Below are 15781 nucleotides of genomic sequence, written 5' to 3'. Positions count from 1 at the left end.
AATGCCCGGAGACAATACCAACCTTGATGTAGAGCTTATAATGCCCATAGCAATGGACGAGGGTTTAAGATTTGCGATAAGAGAAGGCGGAAGGACAGTCGGCGCAGGGGTGGTAACTAAGATAATTGCATAAATTTGGGGAGAAAACATGAGAGATATTATAACATTAGCGTGCGGTGACTGTAAAAATAGAAACTATACAACTACAAAAAATAAGAAAACTACACCTGACAGGCTTGAACTTAAGAAGTATTGCAGGCATTGCAGAAAGCATACAGCGCATAAAGAGGTGAAATGAAGGGGTTAGGGGTTTGATTTTTCTGATCCCTGATCCCGATACCTGTCTTTACAGGCCAGTAGCTCTAACGGCTAGAGCGTCGGTCTCCAAAACCGAGTGTTGGGGGTTCGAATCCCTCCTGGCCTGCCAGTAAAAACATAGTGGTCACTGTCTTTAGTCTTTACAAGAGGAAGAAATATGGAATTTATTGAAAAGGCAAAGCAATTTTTATCAGAGGCTAATCAGGAATTAAAAAGGGTAACATGGCCTGTAAGAAAACATGTTGCCGCTTCCACATGGGTGGTTATAATATTGGTTCTTGTTATCTCTATTTTACTGGGGCTTGTGGATGCGGCTCTGGCAAGGTTAGTAAGGCTGGTATTGGGTTAGCCTCGTTAGAAAAGATATTTTCCCAATGGGGTTAATGCAAATGATGTTTGGAGTCGTTCTGTCAGGTTTTCTAGCGGGGTTAGGTTATATATGACAAAAAAATGGTATGCGGTACATACTTATTCAGGTTATGAAAATAAGGTAAAGGCTACTCTTCAGGAAAGGGTAAAAAGCAACAAGATGGAGGAGTATTTTTCTGAGGTATTGGTTCCTTCAGAAAAGGTTATAGGGCTGGTAAAAGGAGAGAAGAAGACCACCTCCAGAAAATTTTTCCCAGGCTATATTTTGGTGAACATGGAACTTAACGACGAGACATGGCATCTTGTGAAGAATACCCCTAAAGTAACCGGTTTTGTGGGCGGAACAACAACCCCTCCGGCAATCTCTGAAGAAGAGGTTAAAAAGATAACGCATCAGATGGAGGAGGGGGCAGTAAGGCCAAAACCAAAGGTTCTCTTTGACAGAGGTGAGAATGTGAGGGTTGTTGACGGCCCGTTTACAAATTTCACAGGTATAGTGGATGAGGTAAAACCGGAAAAGGGCAAGCTAAAGGTTCTTGTAAGTATATTTGGCAGGGCAACGCCTGTCGAGCTTGATTTTGTTCAGGTGGAAAAGGCATAAGGACAAAATTTCAAATTTCAAATTGCAAATTTAAGGTAGGAGTTTAAAATGGCAAAAAAAGTCGTAACACAGATTAAGCTTCAGATTCCGGCAGGAAAGGCAAATCCATCGCCGCCGGTTGGTCCGGCATTGGGTCAGCATGGTGTGAATATAATGGAGTTCTGCAAGACATTCAATGCCAGAACCCAAAAGCAGGAAGGGATGATTATACCTGTAGTTATAACAGTATATGTAGACAGGTCCTTTTCATTCATAACCAAAACGCCGCCTGCCTCTACGCTTCTTATGAAGGCAGCAGGCATAGAAAAAGGTTCCGGCACCCCGAATAAAGATAAGGTTGGTAAGGTTACAAAGCAACAGGTTACAGAGATAGCAAAATTAAAGATGCCGGACCTGACGGCTGCTAATCTTGAGGCTGCTGTAAAAACTATTGCAGGCACCGCAAGAAGTATGGGCATAGTTGTGGAGTGATAAGCCTTGCGGCAATTGTAAATTGAAGATTGAAAATTGGAAATTTTAAAAAGAAAGAAAAACAATTTACAATTTGCATTTTACAATGGAGCAAAGCGACAAGGAGGGATAGATATGGGGAAAAAGTATAATGCGGCAATTGCGAAGGTAGATATATCAAAGGCATACAGCCTTGAAGACGCAGTAAAGCTTGTTCCGGAAACAGCTACCTCAAAATTTGACGAGACAGTTGATCTGGCTGTGAGGCTCGGGGTGGATACCAAACAGTCTGATCAGATGGTTAGAGGGGCTGTGGTTCTTCCTAATGGCACAGGCAAAAAGATCAAGGTTCTGGTTTTTGCCAAGGGTGAAAAGGAAAAAGAGGCAAAGGACGCAGGGGCGGACTTTATTGGCGGAGAAGACCTTATAGAAAAGGTGTCTAAAGGCTGGCTTGATTTTGACACGATTATAGCTACCCCTGATATGATGGGTGCGGTAGGAAAGCTTGGTAAGATTTTAGGGCCAAAGGGACTTATGCCAAATCCAAAACTTGGCACAGTTACATTTGATGTTGCTAGGGCAGTGAAGGATGCAAAGGCAGGTAAGGTGGAATTTAAGGTGGATAAGGGAGGAAATATACATGTCCAGGCAGGAAAGGTCTCTTTTGGCGCGCAAAAGCTCAAAGAAAATCTATCTGTCCTGTTGGAGAGTATTATAAAGGCAAAACCGTCTGCCAGCAAGGGAATATATTTACGGAATATAACTATATCAGCAACTATGGGCCCCGGCATTCGGATAGATGCAGCAGGGGTAAGAGAACTCTTTAAATGAAAATTTAGTGCAAATTGTAAATTGCAGATTGCAAATTGTAAAAATCTTTTAAATTCTTTTTAGAAATTTTCATTTTGCAATTTTCAATCTTCAATAGTTTTCATATAGGTCAAAGACAGTAGGGGCTTTTCGGCTTAATAATCCTACCGAGGCCAACGCCTTACGGCGATTGCAAAATGAAAATTGTAAAATGAAAAGTGCAAATTTAAGAGAAGGTTCTTAAATTTTGCAATTTGAAATTTTCAATTTGCATTTTGCAATGAGCGATAGCCCCTTCTGTCTTTTTCTAAAAAATCTAAAGGCACGTTTAACGTGCAAGACAGAAAGGGGGGAGAAAGAATTGATTAGGGAAGAAAAAAAGCAGCTTGTAAATGAGCTTCAGGAAAAGCTTAAGAAAGTTAAGGCTGCCTTTGTAGCTGATTATAAGGGGCTGAAGGTGGAACAGATGACTGCCTTGAGAAAATCTTTAAGGGCTGTGTCTGTTGAATTCAAGGTTGTTAAAAATACCCTTGCCAGAATAGCCTTAAAAGATGCCGGGGCACAGTCTCTAAAAGACTACTTTGAAGGCACTACCGCTGTTGCCATGAGCTATGCAGATCCTGTGGCAACAGCCAAGATACTCGCTCAATTTGCCAAGGATGAGCCTAAATTCAAACTGAAGGCCGGCCTGCTGGATGGGAAGATAATGAATCTGAAGGAGATAACGGCCCTTTCAGAGCTTCCGCCAAGGGAGGTATTGTTGGGGAAACTTGCTGGCGTGCTTAGCGCAGCGCCAAGGGGTCTGGTAGGGGTTTTGAGCGGTGTTCCAAGGAAATTTGTTTATACATTGGCTGCAATACAGGCGAAGAAACAGCAGGCAGAGATAGCGGATAGAGGATAGTAGCAGCGGTGCCCCGGGTGCCCCCTGGGCGCGGCAAAATTCGTCGTGGATAAACCCCGACGTTACTTCGTAACTCATAAACTAAAAAATGGAGGTTTTTAAAATGGCACAGATTTCAAAAGAGGATGTAATAAAATTTATTGAGGGGTCAACTGTATTGGAAGTGGCAGAACTTGTAAAGGAGTTGGAAAACAAGTTTGGCGTGACAGCGGCAGCCCCTGTGGCTGCAGCAGCGTCTGCGGCAGGTGCAGCGGCAGCGGCCGCCCCTGCAGAGGAACAGACGGAGTTTACTATTATCCTTAAGAGTGTCGGCGCAGACAAGATTAAAGTCATTAAGGAAGTCAGGGCAATTACAGGCCTTGGGTTAAAAGAGGCAAAGGACCTTGTGGAAGGCGCTCCAAAGACAGTGAAGGAAGGTGTTTCTAAAGCGGATGTTGAGAATTTCAAGAAACAACTGGAAGCTGTAGGCGCTCAGGTAGAGATAAAATAAATACAGGTATAGGCAAAGGTATAGGTATAGGTATAGCATAATAAAGATTTCGCTTTACCTATACCTTTACCTGTTTTTATGAGGGGGATAAAAATGGGCAATATTTTATTAAACGGGGCAATCCTTAGAAAAGATTATTCCCGCATAGGCAAGATAGTAGATATACCAAATCTGATAGATGTGCAGAAAAGATCGTATCAGCAATTTCTCCAATCAGGCGTGAAACCTGATGCGCGGGCTGATATTGGTCTTCAGGGTGTATTCAAAAGTATTTTCCCTATAAAGGATTACAGCGGCACAGCATCTATGGATTTTGTGAATTATATATTGGAGGAACCGAAATACACTGTTGAAGAATGTCAGCAGAGGGGCATGACCTATGCCTCTCCTATTAGGATAACTGTAAGGCTTGTTGTATGGGATAAAGACCAGACAACAGGGGCGCAGACCATAAGAGATGTAAAGGAGCAGGAGATATATTTTGGGGAAGTTCCGCTTATGACCGATAACGGGACATTTATTATCAATGGAACAGAAAGGGTTATTGTGAGCCAGCTTCATAGATCCCCCGGGGTGTATTTTGAATATGAAAAGGGAAAGGGTTATGCGAGCGGAAAACTCCAGTATACTGCAAGGGTAATACCATATCGCGGTTCGTGGCTCGACTTTGAATTTGATCAGAAGGATTGGCTTTATGTGCGAATAGATAAAAGAAGGAAGATGCTTGCCACTATCCTTCTTAAGGCATTGGGTTATTCTATAGAAGAGCTTCTTAATTATTTCTACCCTGCCGAAGAGATTGTTCTGGAAGGAAGGGAGATATTGAAGAAGGTGGATCCGGACCAACTCATAGGCCAGAAGGCAAGTCAGGATATAAAAGATACTAAGACGCATGAGTTAATTATAAAAAAGGAAAGAAAGTTTAACAGGGCAATTATAAAAAAACTTGTTGCTGCTGGTGTTAAATATATACCGGTTGAGGTAGAAGGCATTTTAGGCAAAGTTGTTGCAAGAGACATTGTTGATCATAAAACGGGAGAAGTGTTTTTGGAGTGTAACCAGATCATTACAAAAGAAAAACTGGATGAGATAGAGAAAAGAGGGATAAAAAAGTTCCAGCTTCTCTTTACAGAAGGGATTGGTCCTTTCTTCAGAGATATCCTTATAAATGACAGAATTACCAATGAAGAAACAAAGATTATTCAATCCTACCGCAAGGAAAACCCTGATGATCCCATCAGCAGCATGACTATAAATGCTATGGTTGAAATATACAAAAGACTGAAGCCGGGCGACCCGCCTACTGTGGCTGTGGCGCGGCAGCAATTCCATAATCTGTTCTTTTCTGCAGATAGATATGACCTGTCAAAGGTCGGCAGATTAAAACTCAATAGAAAGTTCGGATTTGATGTTGTTTTGGAGACTACTACACTACGCAAGGAGGATATCCTTGGTGTGGTTCGTTATCTTGTGGGCCTTAAGAACGGGCATGGGTTTGTAGATGATATAGACCATCTTAGCAACAGGAGGATACGGTCAGTTGGCGAGCTTTTAGAGAACCAATACAGGATAGGGTTATTAAGGATGGAAAGGGCGGTAAAGGAGAGGATGAGCCTTGGCGAGTTAGAGACCCTTATGCCGCATGATTTTATAAACCCAAAACCTGTCGCAGCAGTAGTGAGAGAGTTTTTTGGTTCCAGCCAGCTGTCGCAATTTATGGACCAAACCAATCCGCTGTCCGAGATAACGCACAAGAGGAGGCTCTCTGCCCTTGGGCCGGGTGGACTTACAAGGGAAAGGGCGGGATTTGAGGTCAGGGATGTTCATGCCACCCACTATGGCAGGATATGTCCTATAGAAACACCGGAAGGACCGAATATAGGACTTATAGTGTCGCTTAGCACCTATGCAAGGGTAAATGAATTCGGTTTTATAGAAACTCCGTACAGAGAAGCTGCGAATGGCAGGGTAACCAGCAAGATAAGATTCCTTTCTGCATTGGATGAAGAGAGCCATGTAATAGCCCAGGCCAACGCGTCCATTGATAAGGACGGCAGATTTACAACTGATATGGTTTCCGCGAGAAAGAGTGGAGAATTTGTCATGGCAAGGCCCGATGATATTACACTGATGGATGTCTCCCCGAACCAGTTGGTGAGTATCGCAGCAGCCCTTGTCCCGTTTCTTGAAAATGATGACGCCAACAGGGCACTTATGGGTTCGAACATGCAGCGCCAGGCTGTTCCGCTGGTTCAGACCGATGCGCCGCTTATTGGGACAGGTATTGAAGAAGTGGTTGCAAAGGATTCGGGCGTTACTGTAATTGCCAGGAAAGATGGTGTTGTGGAAGGTGTTGATGCCTCCAGAATAGTAATAAGGTGCAGCGATGGCGTTGATATTTACAACCTCACAAAGTTTAAGAGGTCTAATCAGAATACATGCATGAATCAGAAACCGATAGTGCGGACTGGTGACAAGATAAGCAAAGGGGATGTGATAGCAGACGGGCCCTCAACGGATCATGGAGAGCTTGCATTGGGCAGAAATTGCCTTGTCGCATTCATGCCGTGGGGGGGGTATAATTTTGAAGATTCTATACTGATAAGCGAGCGGCTGCATAAAGAAGATGTCTTTACATCTGTGCATATAGAGGAATTTGAAATAATGTCCAGGGATATAAAACTTGGCAAGGAGGATATTACAAGAGACATCCCGAATGTAGGCGAGGAGGCGCTTAAGGATTTGGATGAGAGCGGGATAGTGCGTATTGGCGCAGATGTGGCGCCTGGAGATATACTGGTTGGCAAGGTAACGCCAAAAGGCGAGACCCAGCTTTCTCCGGAAGAGAAGCTGCTTCGCGCTATATTCGGAGAAAAGGCAGAGGATGTGAAAGATACTTCTCTCAAGGTCCCGCCCGGCATAGAGGGGGTTGTTATAGATGTTAAGGTGTTCTCAAGAAAGGGCGCGGAGAGGGATGAGAGGAGCAAATCTATTGAAGGCAGGGAAACAGCCAAGCTCTCAAAGGATAAAGAGGATGAGATAAAGATTGTAAGGGATAATGCGTATAAGAAGGTAAAAAAACTGCTTGCTGGAAAACATTTATCTCAAAAACTTCTTGATAAAAAGGGCAATGTTCTTATAAAAAAGGGCATGGTTATTACAGAAGATATAATAGACCAGATTCCTATGGCCAGGTGGGATGAAGTGTCTTTGACAGATGAACATGTAGAAGAGGAAATAAAACATACCATTGATAATTTTAATGAGCAGATAGACCTTATAAAGGTTGTATTTGATGAGAGGATAGACAGGCTTAAGAGAGGAGATGAACTGCCTCCAGGTGTTATAAAGATGGTTAAGGTATACATAGCTATGAAGAGAAAGATATCTGTCGGGGATAAGATGGCCGGTAGACATGGGAACAAAGGGGTTGTCTCCAGGATATTGCCTGAAGAGGATATGCCTTATTTGGCGGATGGGACGCCGGTCGATATAGTCTTGAACCCGCTTGGTGTTCCTTCCAGAATGAATGTTGGTCAGATATTAGAAACACACCTTGGCTGGGCTGCCAGGGGTCTCGGAGAGCAGGTGGCTGGCTATATGGAGAAAGATTTTAGCCATAATGCTTTGCGGGAAAAGCTTAAAAAGATATACGGCTCTCCTGATTTTAACAAATTTTTAAATGATCTTTCTGATAAAGAAGTTGTAGCTGTGGCCAGGAGATTGAAAAAAGGGATATTTATATCAAGTCCGGTGTTTGATGGCGCTACGGAGCAGGACATAAAAGACCTTCTTGAGAAGGCCGGTTTGCCGCTTAACGGCAAGATTACTCTTTATGACGGCAGAATCGGAGAGCCGTTTGATCAGGATGTTACAGTCGGTTGTATGTATATGCTAAAGCTCCACCATCTGGTAGAGGATAAGATACACGCAAGGAGCACAGGTCCATACTCCCTTGTTACGCAGCAGCCACTGGGAGGCAAGGCCCAGTTTGGCGGACAGAGGCTCGGTGAAATGGAGGTCTGGGCGCTGGAGGCTTATGGCGCTGCGCATATACTGCAGGAATTTTTAACTGTAAAGAGCGATGACGTTCCGGGCAGGACAAGGATGTATGAGGCTATTGTGAAGAAAGAGTATAATATAGAGCCAACCTTGCCTGAGTCTTTTAATGTCCTTATAAAGGAATTGCAGAGTCTGGTATTGGATGTGGAACTTTTGGAAGAAAAGTAGTAAAGGCAATGAGGAATTACGAATTATGAATGGGAAACTGTCATCGTAGTTAATTCGTAATTGTAGTTAAGGAGGATTACATTGGAAAGACTAATGGCGCTTTTTGGAAAGCAGAAAAGACCGACTGATTTTTCTGCCATAAGGATATCTCTTGCATCTCCTGATAAGATAAGAGAGTGGTCTTTTGGCGAGGTAAAAAAGCCTGAGACCATAAACTACAGGACATTCAAACCGGAAAGGGACGGCCTTTTTTGCGCAAAGATATTCGGTCCCGTAAAGGATTATGAATGCAACTGCGGAAAATATAAAAGGATGAAGCACAGGGGCGTAACCTGCGAAAAATGCGGGGTGGAGGTTATACCTTCCAAGGTAAGGAGGGAAAGGCTTGGCCATATAGAGCTTGCCACCCCTGTTGCTCATATATGGTTTATGCGGAGCCTGCCAAGCAGGATAGCCACCATACTGGATATGACCCTGAAGGAGCTTGAAAGGGTTATATATTATGAAAGCTATATAGTTATAGAGCCAAAGGATACCGACCTTAAGGATGGCGAACTTTTAACTGATGATAAGTATGAAAAGGCCGTGGAAAAGTATGGTCATGATGGTTTTGTTGCAGGTATGGGCGCTGAGGTAGTAAAAGAGGCGCTTAAGAAACTGGATTTGCAGAAGCTTTCATCTTTTCTTCGTTCAGAGATGAAAAAAACCACATCTGAGGTAAAAAAGAAGAAGATAGTAAAGAGATTAAAGATAGTAGACGGTTTTAAGTCGTCAGGAGCCAGGCCGGAATGGATGATACTGGATGTGATTCCTGTTTTACCGCCGGACTTAAGACCTCTGGTGCCTCTGGATGGAGGAAGATTTGCCACATCTGACTTAAACGATCTTTACAGAAGGGTGATAAACAGGAATAACCGCTTGAAGAGGCTTATGGAGCTTAATGCCCCCGATATTATAATACGAAATGAGAAGAGGATGCTGCAGGAGGCTGTTGATGCGCTGTTTGATAATGCGCGCCGGGGTAGAATAATAACAGGGCAGAATAAACGTCCATTAAAATCCTTGAGCGATATGATAAAAGGCAAGGGCGGTAGATTCAGGCAGAACCTTCTTGGAAAGAGGGTTGACTACTCTGGACGTTCAGTCATTGTAATTGGTCCTGATTTAAAATTGCATCAATGCGGCCTGCCCAAAAAGATGGCGCTCGAATTATTTAAACCGTTTATATATCAAAAACTTGAAGAGCGCGGCTATGCCACTACTATTAAGGCTGCAAAGAAAATGGTTGAAAAGGAAAGGCCGGAGGTATGGGATGTGCTTGATGAGGTTATAAAGGAGCATCCTGTGATGTTGAACAGGGCTCCCACATTGCACCGTTTGGGCATACAGGCATTTGAACCGCTTCTTATCGAAGGGAAGGCTATTCAGCTTCATCCACTTGTTTGCACTGCGTTTAATGCGGATTTTGACGGCGATCAGATGGCTGTCCATATCCCTCTTTCCGTAGAGTCCCAGACTGAGGCGAGGGTGCTTATGATGTCAACAAACAATATCCTTTCCCCGGCAAACGGCAAGCCTGTAATTGTGCCTACCCAGGATATTGTTCTCGGAATCTACTATATGACAAGGGAAAGGTATGGTGTTAAGGGAACCGGCAGCATCCTTTCATCGCCTGAAGAGGTCAGGGTTGCGTATGATGCAGGAGAGGTCCATCTTCAGGCAAAGATAAAGGTCAAGATGGATGGGAAATTGATAGATACTACAGTAGGAAGGATTATTTTAAACGAGGTATTGCCTGATGAGATTCCATTTGAATTCGTAAACAGGGTAATGGATAAGAAGCAGCTTGCAAATCTAATTGATATCTGTTACCGCCGCGCCGGGGATAAGAAGACGGTAATTCTTGCCGATCAGCTTAAAAACCTTGGTTTTACATATGCAACAAAGGCCGGGATATCTATCTGTATAGATGATATGAAGATACCGTCCAAAAAAGGCAAGCTTTTGGGAAAGGCATACAGCGAGGCTCAGGAAATCCAAAAGCAGTATAATGAAGGTTTGATAACTGATGGTGAAAGATATAACAAGGTTATTGATATATGGGCGCAGACAACTGAGGAGATTGCCGCAGAGATGCTCAAAGATCTCGGCACAGAGACTATAAAAGATGAGAAGGGTAAAGAAAAGAGCATTCCCAGTTTTAATCCAATATTTATGATGGCTGATTCCGGGGCAAGGGGTTCTGCACAGCAGATAAGGCAGCTTGCAGGTATGAGAGGGCTTATGGCAAAGCCGTCAGGCGAAATAATAGAGACGCCGATAACGGCTAATTTCAGAGAAGGTCTTACAGTGCTGCAGTACTTCATCTCTACGCACGGGGCAAGAAAGGGTCTTGCAGACACAGCTTTAAAAACCGCCAATTCAGGCTACCTTACAAGAAGATTGGTGGATGTTGCGCAGGATGCAATAATCTCTGAAGATGACTGCGGAACATTGGACGGCATATATATATCTTCGCTTATTGAGGGTGGAGAAATTATTGAACCTATAGGTGAAAGGCTTCTGGGCAGGGTTGCCATGGAGGATATTATAGACCAATTCACAGGCAATATCCTTGTTAAAGAAAATGAAGAGATTGATGAAGACAACGTGGCTAAAATAGAAGAGGCAGGCATGGAGAAGGTAAAGATAAGGAGCGTCCTTACCTGCAGGAGTAAACGTGGGATATGCAAAAAGTGTTACGGAAGGGACCTTGCCAGAGGCCGAATGGTTGATTTGGGCGAGGCTGTTGGCGTCATTGCAGCCCAGTCCATAGGAGAGCCTGGAACACAGCTTACAATGAGAACATTTCATATCGGCGGTACAGCCAGCAGAAGGGCGGAACAAACCCAATTGGAGGCAAGACATGACGGCAATGTTAAATTTATAAATCTGCATACTGCTGTGAACTCAAAAAATGAAGTTGTGGTTATGAGCAGGAATGGCGAAATAGCCCTTCACGATGAGAATGGAAGGGATAGAGAGGTAAATTCTCTAATATATGGCGCAAAACTTAAGGTCAAGGATGGCCAGAAGGTTAAGACAGGAGAAGTGTTGGCAGAGTGGGATCCATATACAATCCCGATTATAACAGAGGCAAGTGGCGTGGTTAAATTCGGAGATATTGAAGAAGGGAAGACCATGCGGGAACAGGTGGACGAGGTTACCGGTCTTTCAAGTAAAGTTGTAGTGAGCTATAAAGAGGGCGATTTGAGGCCAAGGGTTTCTATAAAGGACCAGGCTGGAAGGACATTAAAGATCCATGGCGCTGCTATAGAGGCCAGATACCTCTTGCCTGTCGGAGCTATAATAACAATTAACGAAGGAGATGCTGTTTTTGCAGGGGATATTATATGTAAGATTCCAAGAGAGACTACAAAAACCAAGGATATTACCGGCGGGCTGCCGCGGGTTGCAGAACTCTTTGAGGCAAGGAAGCCAAAGGAATGCGCTGTTATCAGCGAAATTGACGGCGCAGTGTCGTTTGGCAAGGATACTAAAGGCAAGAGAAAGGTTGTTGTTACTCCGGAGATTGGGGAACCTAAAGAATATCTGATTCCTAAAGGCAAGCATATAAGTGTGAGGGAAGGGGACAGGGTAAAGGCAGGAGAGCCTCTTATGGACGGGTCTGCAAATCCGCATGATATTCTCAGCGTGCTTGGTATTAAGGAATTGGCTAAATATCTTGTGGATGAGGTGCAGGAGGTCTATAGGCTGCAAGGCGTTAAGATAAACGATAAGCATATTGAAGTAATTGTAAAGCAGATGCTCAGAAGGGTAAAGATAAAAGAGCCTGGTGATACAGATGTTCTTGTTGGAGACCAGGTTGAAAGATATATATTTGAAGAGGCAAACGAGAAGATGCTGGCGAAAGGAAAGAGGCCTGCAATCGCCGAACCGCTTTTGCAGGGGATTACCAAGGCATCTCTCTCTACAGAAAGTTTTATATCTGCAGCCTCTTTCCAGGAGACAACAAAGGTCTTAACAGAGGCGAGTATCGCAGGCAAGGTAGATTATCTGAGGGGACTCAAAGAGAATGTAATTATGGGTAAACTGGTTCCTGCCGGCACTGGTTTCCCTTATTACAGGAAACTATCGCTTGCTGTACCTGAAGAATCCGGCTTAACACAAGAACCATCAGATTAAATTTGCATTTGTATTAAATTATACTTGACAATGAATTGTGAAATCTGATAGTCTTACCAAGTTTTGTTTCAGAAAAAGGTTGCGAGGCCGATTTTCTTTCGGTGCAAGGTAGGGGGAGACAACGGATGCCCACGATAAATCAGTTGGTTAAAAAAGGGAGAAGGGCTGTAAAAAGGAAGACAACTGCGCCTGCCTTAAAAGAATGTCCGCAGAAGAGGGGGGTTTGTATCAGGGTTTATACAACAACCCCTAAAAAGCCAAACTCAGCGCTCAGAAAAGTGGCAAGGGTTAGGCTTACAAATGCCATGGAGGTGACCTCTTATATTCCTGGGATTGGCCATAATCTTCAGGAGCATTCAGTTGTTCTTATAAGAGGCGGAAAGGTAAAGGATTTGCCAGGCGTCAGGTACCACATCATCAGAGGCACTATGGATGCGGTTGGTGTTCAAAACAGAAAACAGGGCCGCTCCAAATACGGGGCGAAGAGACCAAAATAAAATTGCAAAATGCAAATTGCAAAATGTAAAATCAAATCTTTAATTTGCAATTTTCAATCTTCACTCTTCAATTTGCAATTGAGCGAAGCGATAAGGGAGGTTTGATGTCTAGGAAAGGAATTGTTTCAAAAAGGGATGTTCTGCCGGATCCAAAATATAATGATAAACTTATCACAAAGTTTGTGAACACTATAATGAGCGATGGTAAAAAAAGTGTTGCAGAAGGGATTGTTTATAGAGTATTTGACAGGATGAAAGAAAAGACAAAGGAAGACCCGCTCAAGATATTTAAAAAGGCGCTTGATAATGTGAGGCCTATGCTTGAGGTGAAGTCCCGCAGGGTTGGAGGCGCAACCTATCAGGTTCCACAGGAGGTCAGACCACAGCGCAAGATATCGCTTGCGTTAAGGTGGATTGCAACATACGCAAAGGCGCGCGGCGCAGAGAAAACAATGGTTGAAAAACTTACCTCTGAACTAATAGATGCGGCAAACAGTAAAGGCGGGGCAGTAAAGAAGAGAGAGGATGTGCATAAGATGGCCGAGGCAAATAAGGCATTTGCGCATTACAGATGGTAGTCTAACAATAATTGCAATTTGCAATGGAGCGAAGCGACAAAATGCCAAGATCAGTGCCGATAGAAAATACAAGGAATATAGGGATAATGGCCCATATAGATGCTGGTAAGACCACTACAACCGAGAGAATTCTCTACTATACGGGTGTTACTTATAAGATAGGAGAGGTTCACGAGGGCACGGCTGTTATGGACTGGATGCCTCAGGAGCAGGAAAGGGGTATTACCATTACTTCAGCCGCAACAACATGCTTTTGGAAGGATAACCGCATTAATATAATTGATACGCCGGGCCATGTTGATTTTACTATAGAGGTTGAAAGGTCTTTAAGGGTTCTTGACGGCGCTGTCGCGGTGTTCTGTTCTGTGGGAGGTGTTGAGCCTCAATCAGAAACAGTATGGCGTCAGGCGAATAAATATAAGGTTCCGAGGATTGCGTTTGTAAATAAGATGGACAGGGTTGGGGCAGATTATTTCAGGGTTATAAAGATGATGGTAGACAGGCTCCAAACCAGACCTGTTGTGTTGCAGCTTCCTGTGGGCGTAGAAGATAGCTTTAAGGGCGTGATTGACCTTGTTTCACAAAAGGCCATAATCTGGGATGAATCTACACTTGGTGCAAAGTTTCGTTATGAAGATGTCCCTTCAGATATGAAAGATATAGTTCATGAGTACAGAGACAAACTTATAGAGGCTGCCGCTGATTTTGATGAAGTAGTTATGGGAAAATATATGGATGGCAAACAGCCGACAGAGGATGAATTAAAAAAGGCAATAAGAAAGGGCGCTATCTCGATGGCTATAACCCCTGTGCTTTGCGGCTCGTCTTTTAAAAATAAAGGGATTCAGCCGCTTCTGGATTCTGTTTTGGAATATCTCCCATCGCCTGTTGATATCGCTGCTGTAAAAGGGATAAACCCTGACACGGAAAAGGAAGAGGAAAGAAAGGCAGATGATAATGCGCCATTTTCAGCCATTGCATTTAAGATAATGACAGACCCATTTGTTGGTCAGCTTACATTCTTCAGGGTTTATTCAGGTTATATGGCAGCGGGCTCTTATGTTTACAATGCCACGAAGCAGCAGAAAGAGCGGGTTGGAAGACTCTTAAAAATGCATGCAAATAAAAGAGAAGAGATAAAAGAGGTTTATGCAGGCGAGATAGCAGCGGCAGTGGGCCTGAAGAGTACCATAACAGGCGATACCCTATGCGATGATGATAAACCGATACTGTTAGAACGAATGATATTTCCTGAGCCTGTTATGAGCATAGCAATAGAGCCGAAGACAAAGGCTGATCAGGAAAAACTCGGCATATCGCTGCAGAAGCTTGCCATAGAAGACCCTTCGTTCAGGGTGAAGACAGATGAAGAGACCGCTCAAACGATTATATCGGGTATGGGTGAATTGCACCTTGAGATTATTGTAGATAGATTAATGAGAGAGTTTAAGGTTGAGGCGAATGTTGGCAAGCCGCAGGTTGCATATAGAGAGACCATAACAAAGACGGTTGAGGCTGAGGGCAAGTATATAAAACAGACAGGCGGCCGCGGCCAATACGGCCATGTCTGGCTTGAGGTTGGACCGCAGGAGCCTGGCAAAGGTTTTGAATTTGAGAATAATATTGTGGGCGGCACTGTTCCGAAGGAGTATATATCTGCAGTTGAGAAGGGCCTAAGGGAGACAATAGATACAGGTGTGCTTGCAGGGTATCCTGTTGTAGATATAAAGGTTTCATTGTTCGATGGTTCTTATCACGATGTTGACTCATCTGAAATGGCGTTTAAGATAGCGGCCTCTATTGGCTTCAAGGATGGAATGAGAAGGGCAACCCCAATACTTCTGGAACCCATTATGGATGTGGAGGTTGTAACCCCTGAGCAGTTTATGGGAGATGTTATCGGAGATTTGAATTCAAGGAGAGGCAAGATACTTGGCATGGAAACAAGGGGTGGATTTAATGTAGTGTCATCAAAGGTTCCCTTGGCTCTGATGTTTGGTTATTCAACTGATATAAGATCTAAGACCCAGGGAAGGGCTACCTTTACCATGCAGTTTTCCCATTATGAGCGGGTGCCACACTCAATAGCAGAAGAGATAGTCGCGAAGGTGCAAGGTAAATAAGAACAGTCACAAATCACCAAGTCACAAGTTTTTAGTCTTGTATTCTGCTGACCTGGTTATTTAAGTTTAACTTTTTCTAGGAGGTTTTTATGAGCAAGGCCAAATTTGACAGGACAAAGCCGCACATAAACATAGGGACAATAGGTCATGTAGACCACGGCAAGACCAGCCTAACAGCGGCAATAACAAAAGTATTAAGCACAAGAGGACTGGCAGAATTTCTTGCATA

Annotated in this window: 14 protein-coding genes, 1 tRNA gene and 1 other annotated feature; all 15 genes read left to right on the top strand. The window is 43.7% G+C overall.

Features of this window, described 5'->3' with window-relative positions:
• Nucleotides 1-133: elongation factor Tu (tuf, locus tag Q8P28_09835; protein ID MDP2683080.1), on the top strand; the 133-nt coding region annotated here is incomplete at its 5' end.
• Nucleotides 134-148: 15 nt separating this feature from the next.
• Entirely contained in the window at nt 149-298 is a 150-nt protein-coding gene (gene rpmG, locus Q8P28_09830; GenBank protein MDP2683079.1) for a 50S ribosomal protein L33, read from the top strand.
• A gap of 52 nt (nt 299-350) precedes the next feature.
• A tRNA-Trp gene (locus tag Q8P28_09825) sits at nt 351-427 on the top strand.
• 48 nt (nt 428-475) lie between these two features.
• Nucleotides 476-667: a preprotein translocase subunit SecE gene (secE, locus tag Q8P28_09820; protein ID MDP2683078.1), complete on the top strand. Its 192-nt coding sequence runs from the start codon at nt 476-478 to the stop codon at nt 665-667.
• Between the two features lie 90 nt (nt 668-757).
• On the top strand, nt 758-1288 hold the full coding sequence (gene nusG, locus Q8P28_09815; protein ID MDP2683077.1) for a transcription termination/antitermination protein NusG: 531 nt from the start codon (nt 758-760) through the stop codon (nt 1286-1288).
• Nucleotides 1289-1336: 48 nt separating this feature from the next.
• Entirely contained in the window at nt 1337-1759 is a 423-nt protein-coding gene (gene rplK, locus Q8P28_09810) for a 50S ribosomal protein L11 (protein ID MDP2683076.1), read from the top strand.
• 114 nt (nt 1760-1873) lie between these two features.
• On the top strand, nt 1874-2569 hold the full coding sequence (rplA, locus tag Q8P28_09805; protein MDP2683075.1) for a 50S ribosomal protein L1: 696 nt from the start codon (nt 1874-1876) through the stop codon (nt 2567-2569).
• Between the two features lie 91 nt (nt 2570-2660).
• Nucleotides 2661-2809: a sequence feature (ribosomal protein L10 leader region), on the top strand.
• Between the two features lie 100 nt (nt 2810-2909).
• Entirely contained in the window at nt 2910-3449 is a 540-nt protein-coding gene (gene rplJ / locus Q8P28_09800; GenBank protein MDP2683074.1) for a 50S ribosomal protein L10, read from the top strand.
• A gap of 103 nt (nt 3450-3552) precedes the next feature.
• A complete protein-coding gene (gene rplL / locus Q8P28_09795; protein ID MDP2683073.1) occupies nt 3553-3939 on the top strand; it encodes a 50S ribosomal protein L7/L12 in 387 nt (128 codons plus the stop codon).
• 93 nt (nt 3940-4032) lie between these two features.
• Nucleotides 4033-8169, top strand: coding sequence for a DNA-directed RNA polymerase subunit beta (rpoB, locus tag Q8P28_09790; protein MDP2683072.1), 4137 nt, complete (start codon nt 4033-4035; stop codon nt 8167-8169).
• 93 nt (nt 8170-8262) lie between these two features.
• Nucleotides 8263-12354 (top strand): DNA-directed RNA polymerase subunit beta', encoded by a 4092-nt coding sequence (rpoC, locus tag Q8P28_09785; GenBank protein ID MDP2683071.1) that lies wholly within the window; start codon nt 8263-8265, stop codon nt 12352-12354.
• A 125-nt stretch (nt 12355-12479) separates the two neighbouring features.
• A complete protein-coding gene (gene rpsL / locus Q8P28_09780; protein ID MDP2683070.1) occupies nt 12480-12851 on the top strand; it encodes a 30S ribosomal protein S12 in 372 nt (123 codons plus the stop codon).
• A gap of 104 nt (nt 12852-12955) precedes the next feature.
• A complete protein-coding gene (gene rpsG, locus Q8P28_09775; GenBank protein MDP2683069.1) occupies nt 12956-13429 on the top strand; it encodes a 30S ribosomal protein S7 in 474 nt (157 codons plus the stop codon).
• Between the two features lie 41 nt (nt 13430-13470).
• Nucleotides 13471-15552 (top strand): elongation factor G, encoded by a 2082-nt coding sequence (gene fusA, locus Q8P28_09770; GenBank protein ID MDP2683068.1) that lies wholly within the window; start codon nt 13471-13473, stop codon nt 15550-15552.
• An 89-nt stretch (nt 15553-15641) separates the two neighbouring features.
• Nucleotides 15642-15781: GTP-binding protein (locus tag Q8P28_09765; protein ID MDP2683067.1), on the top strand; the 140-nt coding region annotated here is incomplete at its 3' end.

Source organism: Deltaproteobacteria bacterium, from assembly GCA_030690165.1.
Lineage (GTDB): Bacteria > Desulfobacterota > GWC2-55-46 > UBA9637 > UBA9637 > JACRNJ01.
Note: the sequence above shows the minus strand (reverse complement) of the source record. Positions and strands in the feature narration are given on the sequence as shown.

Excerpts from the sequence above, each read along its gene's own strand:
- nusG (MDP2683077.1), top strand. The coding sequence starts at position 758 with ATGACAAAAAAATGGTATGCGGTACATACTTATTCAGGTTATGAAAAT.
- fusA (MDP2683068.1), top strand. The coding sequence starts at position 13,471 with ATGCCAAGATCAGTGCCGATAGAAAATACAAGGAATATAGGGATAATG.
- rplK (MDP2683076.1), top strand. The coding sequence starts at position 1,337 with ATGGCAAAAAAAGTCGTAACACAGATTAAGCTTCAGATTCCGGCAGGA.
- rpsG (MDP2683069.1), top strand. The coding sequence starts at position 12,956 with ATGTCTAGGAAAGGAATTGTTTCAAAAAGGGATGTTCTGCCGGATCCA.
- rpsL (MDP2683070.1), top strand. The coding sequence starts at position 12,480 with ATGCCCACGATAAATCAGTTGGTTAAAAAAGGGAGAAGGGCTGTAAAA.
- rpoB (MDP2683072.1), top strand. The coding sequence starts at position 4,033 with ATGGGCAATATTTTATTAAACGGGGCAATCCTTAGAAAAGATTATTCC.
- rplA (MDP2683075.1), top strand. The coding sequence starts at position 1,874 with ATGGGGAAAAAGTATAATGCGGCAATTGCGAAGGTAGATATATCAAAG.
- rpmG (MDP2683079.1), top strand. The coding sequence starts at position 149 with ATGAGAGATATTATAACATTAGCGTGCGGTGACTGTAAAAATAGAAAC.
- rpoC (MDP2683071.1), top strand. The coding sequence starts at position 8,263 with ATGGCGCTTTTTGGAAAGCAGAAAAGACCGACTGATTTTTCTGCCATA.
- secE (MDP2683078.1), top strand. The coding sequence starts at position 476 with ATGGAATTTATTGAAAAGGCAAAGCAATTTTTATCAGAGGCTAATCAG.
- rplL (MDP2683073.1), top strand. The coding sequence starts at position 3,553 with ATGGCACAGATTTCAAAAGAGGATGTAATAAAATTTATTGAGGGGTCA.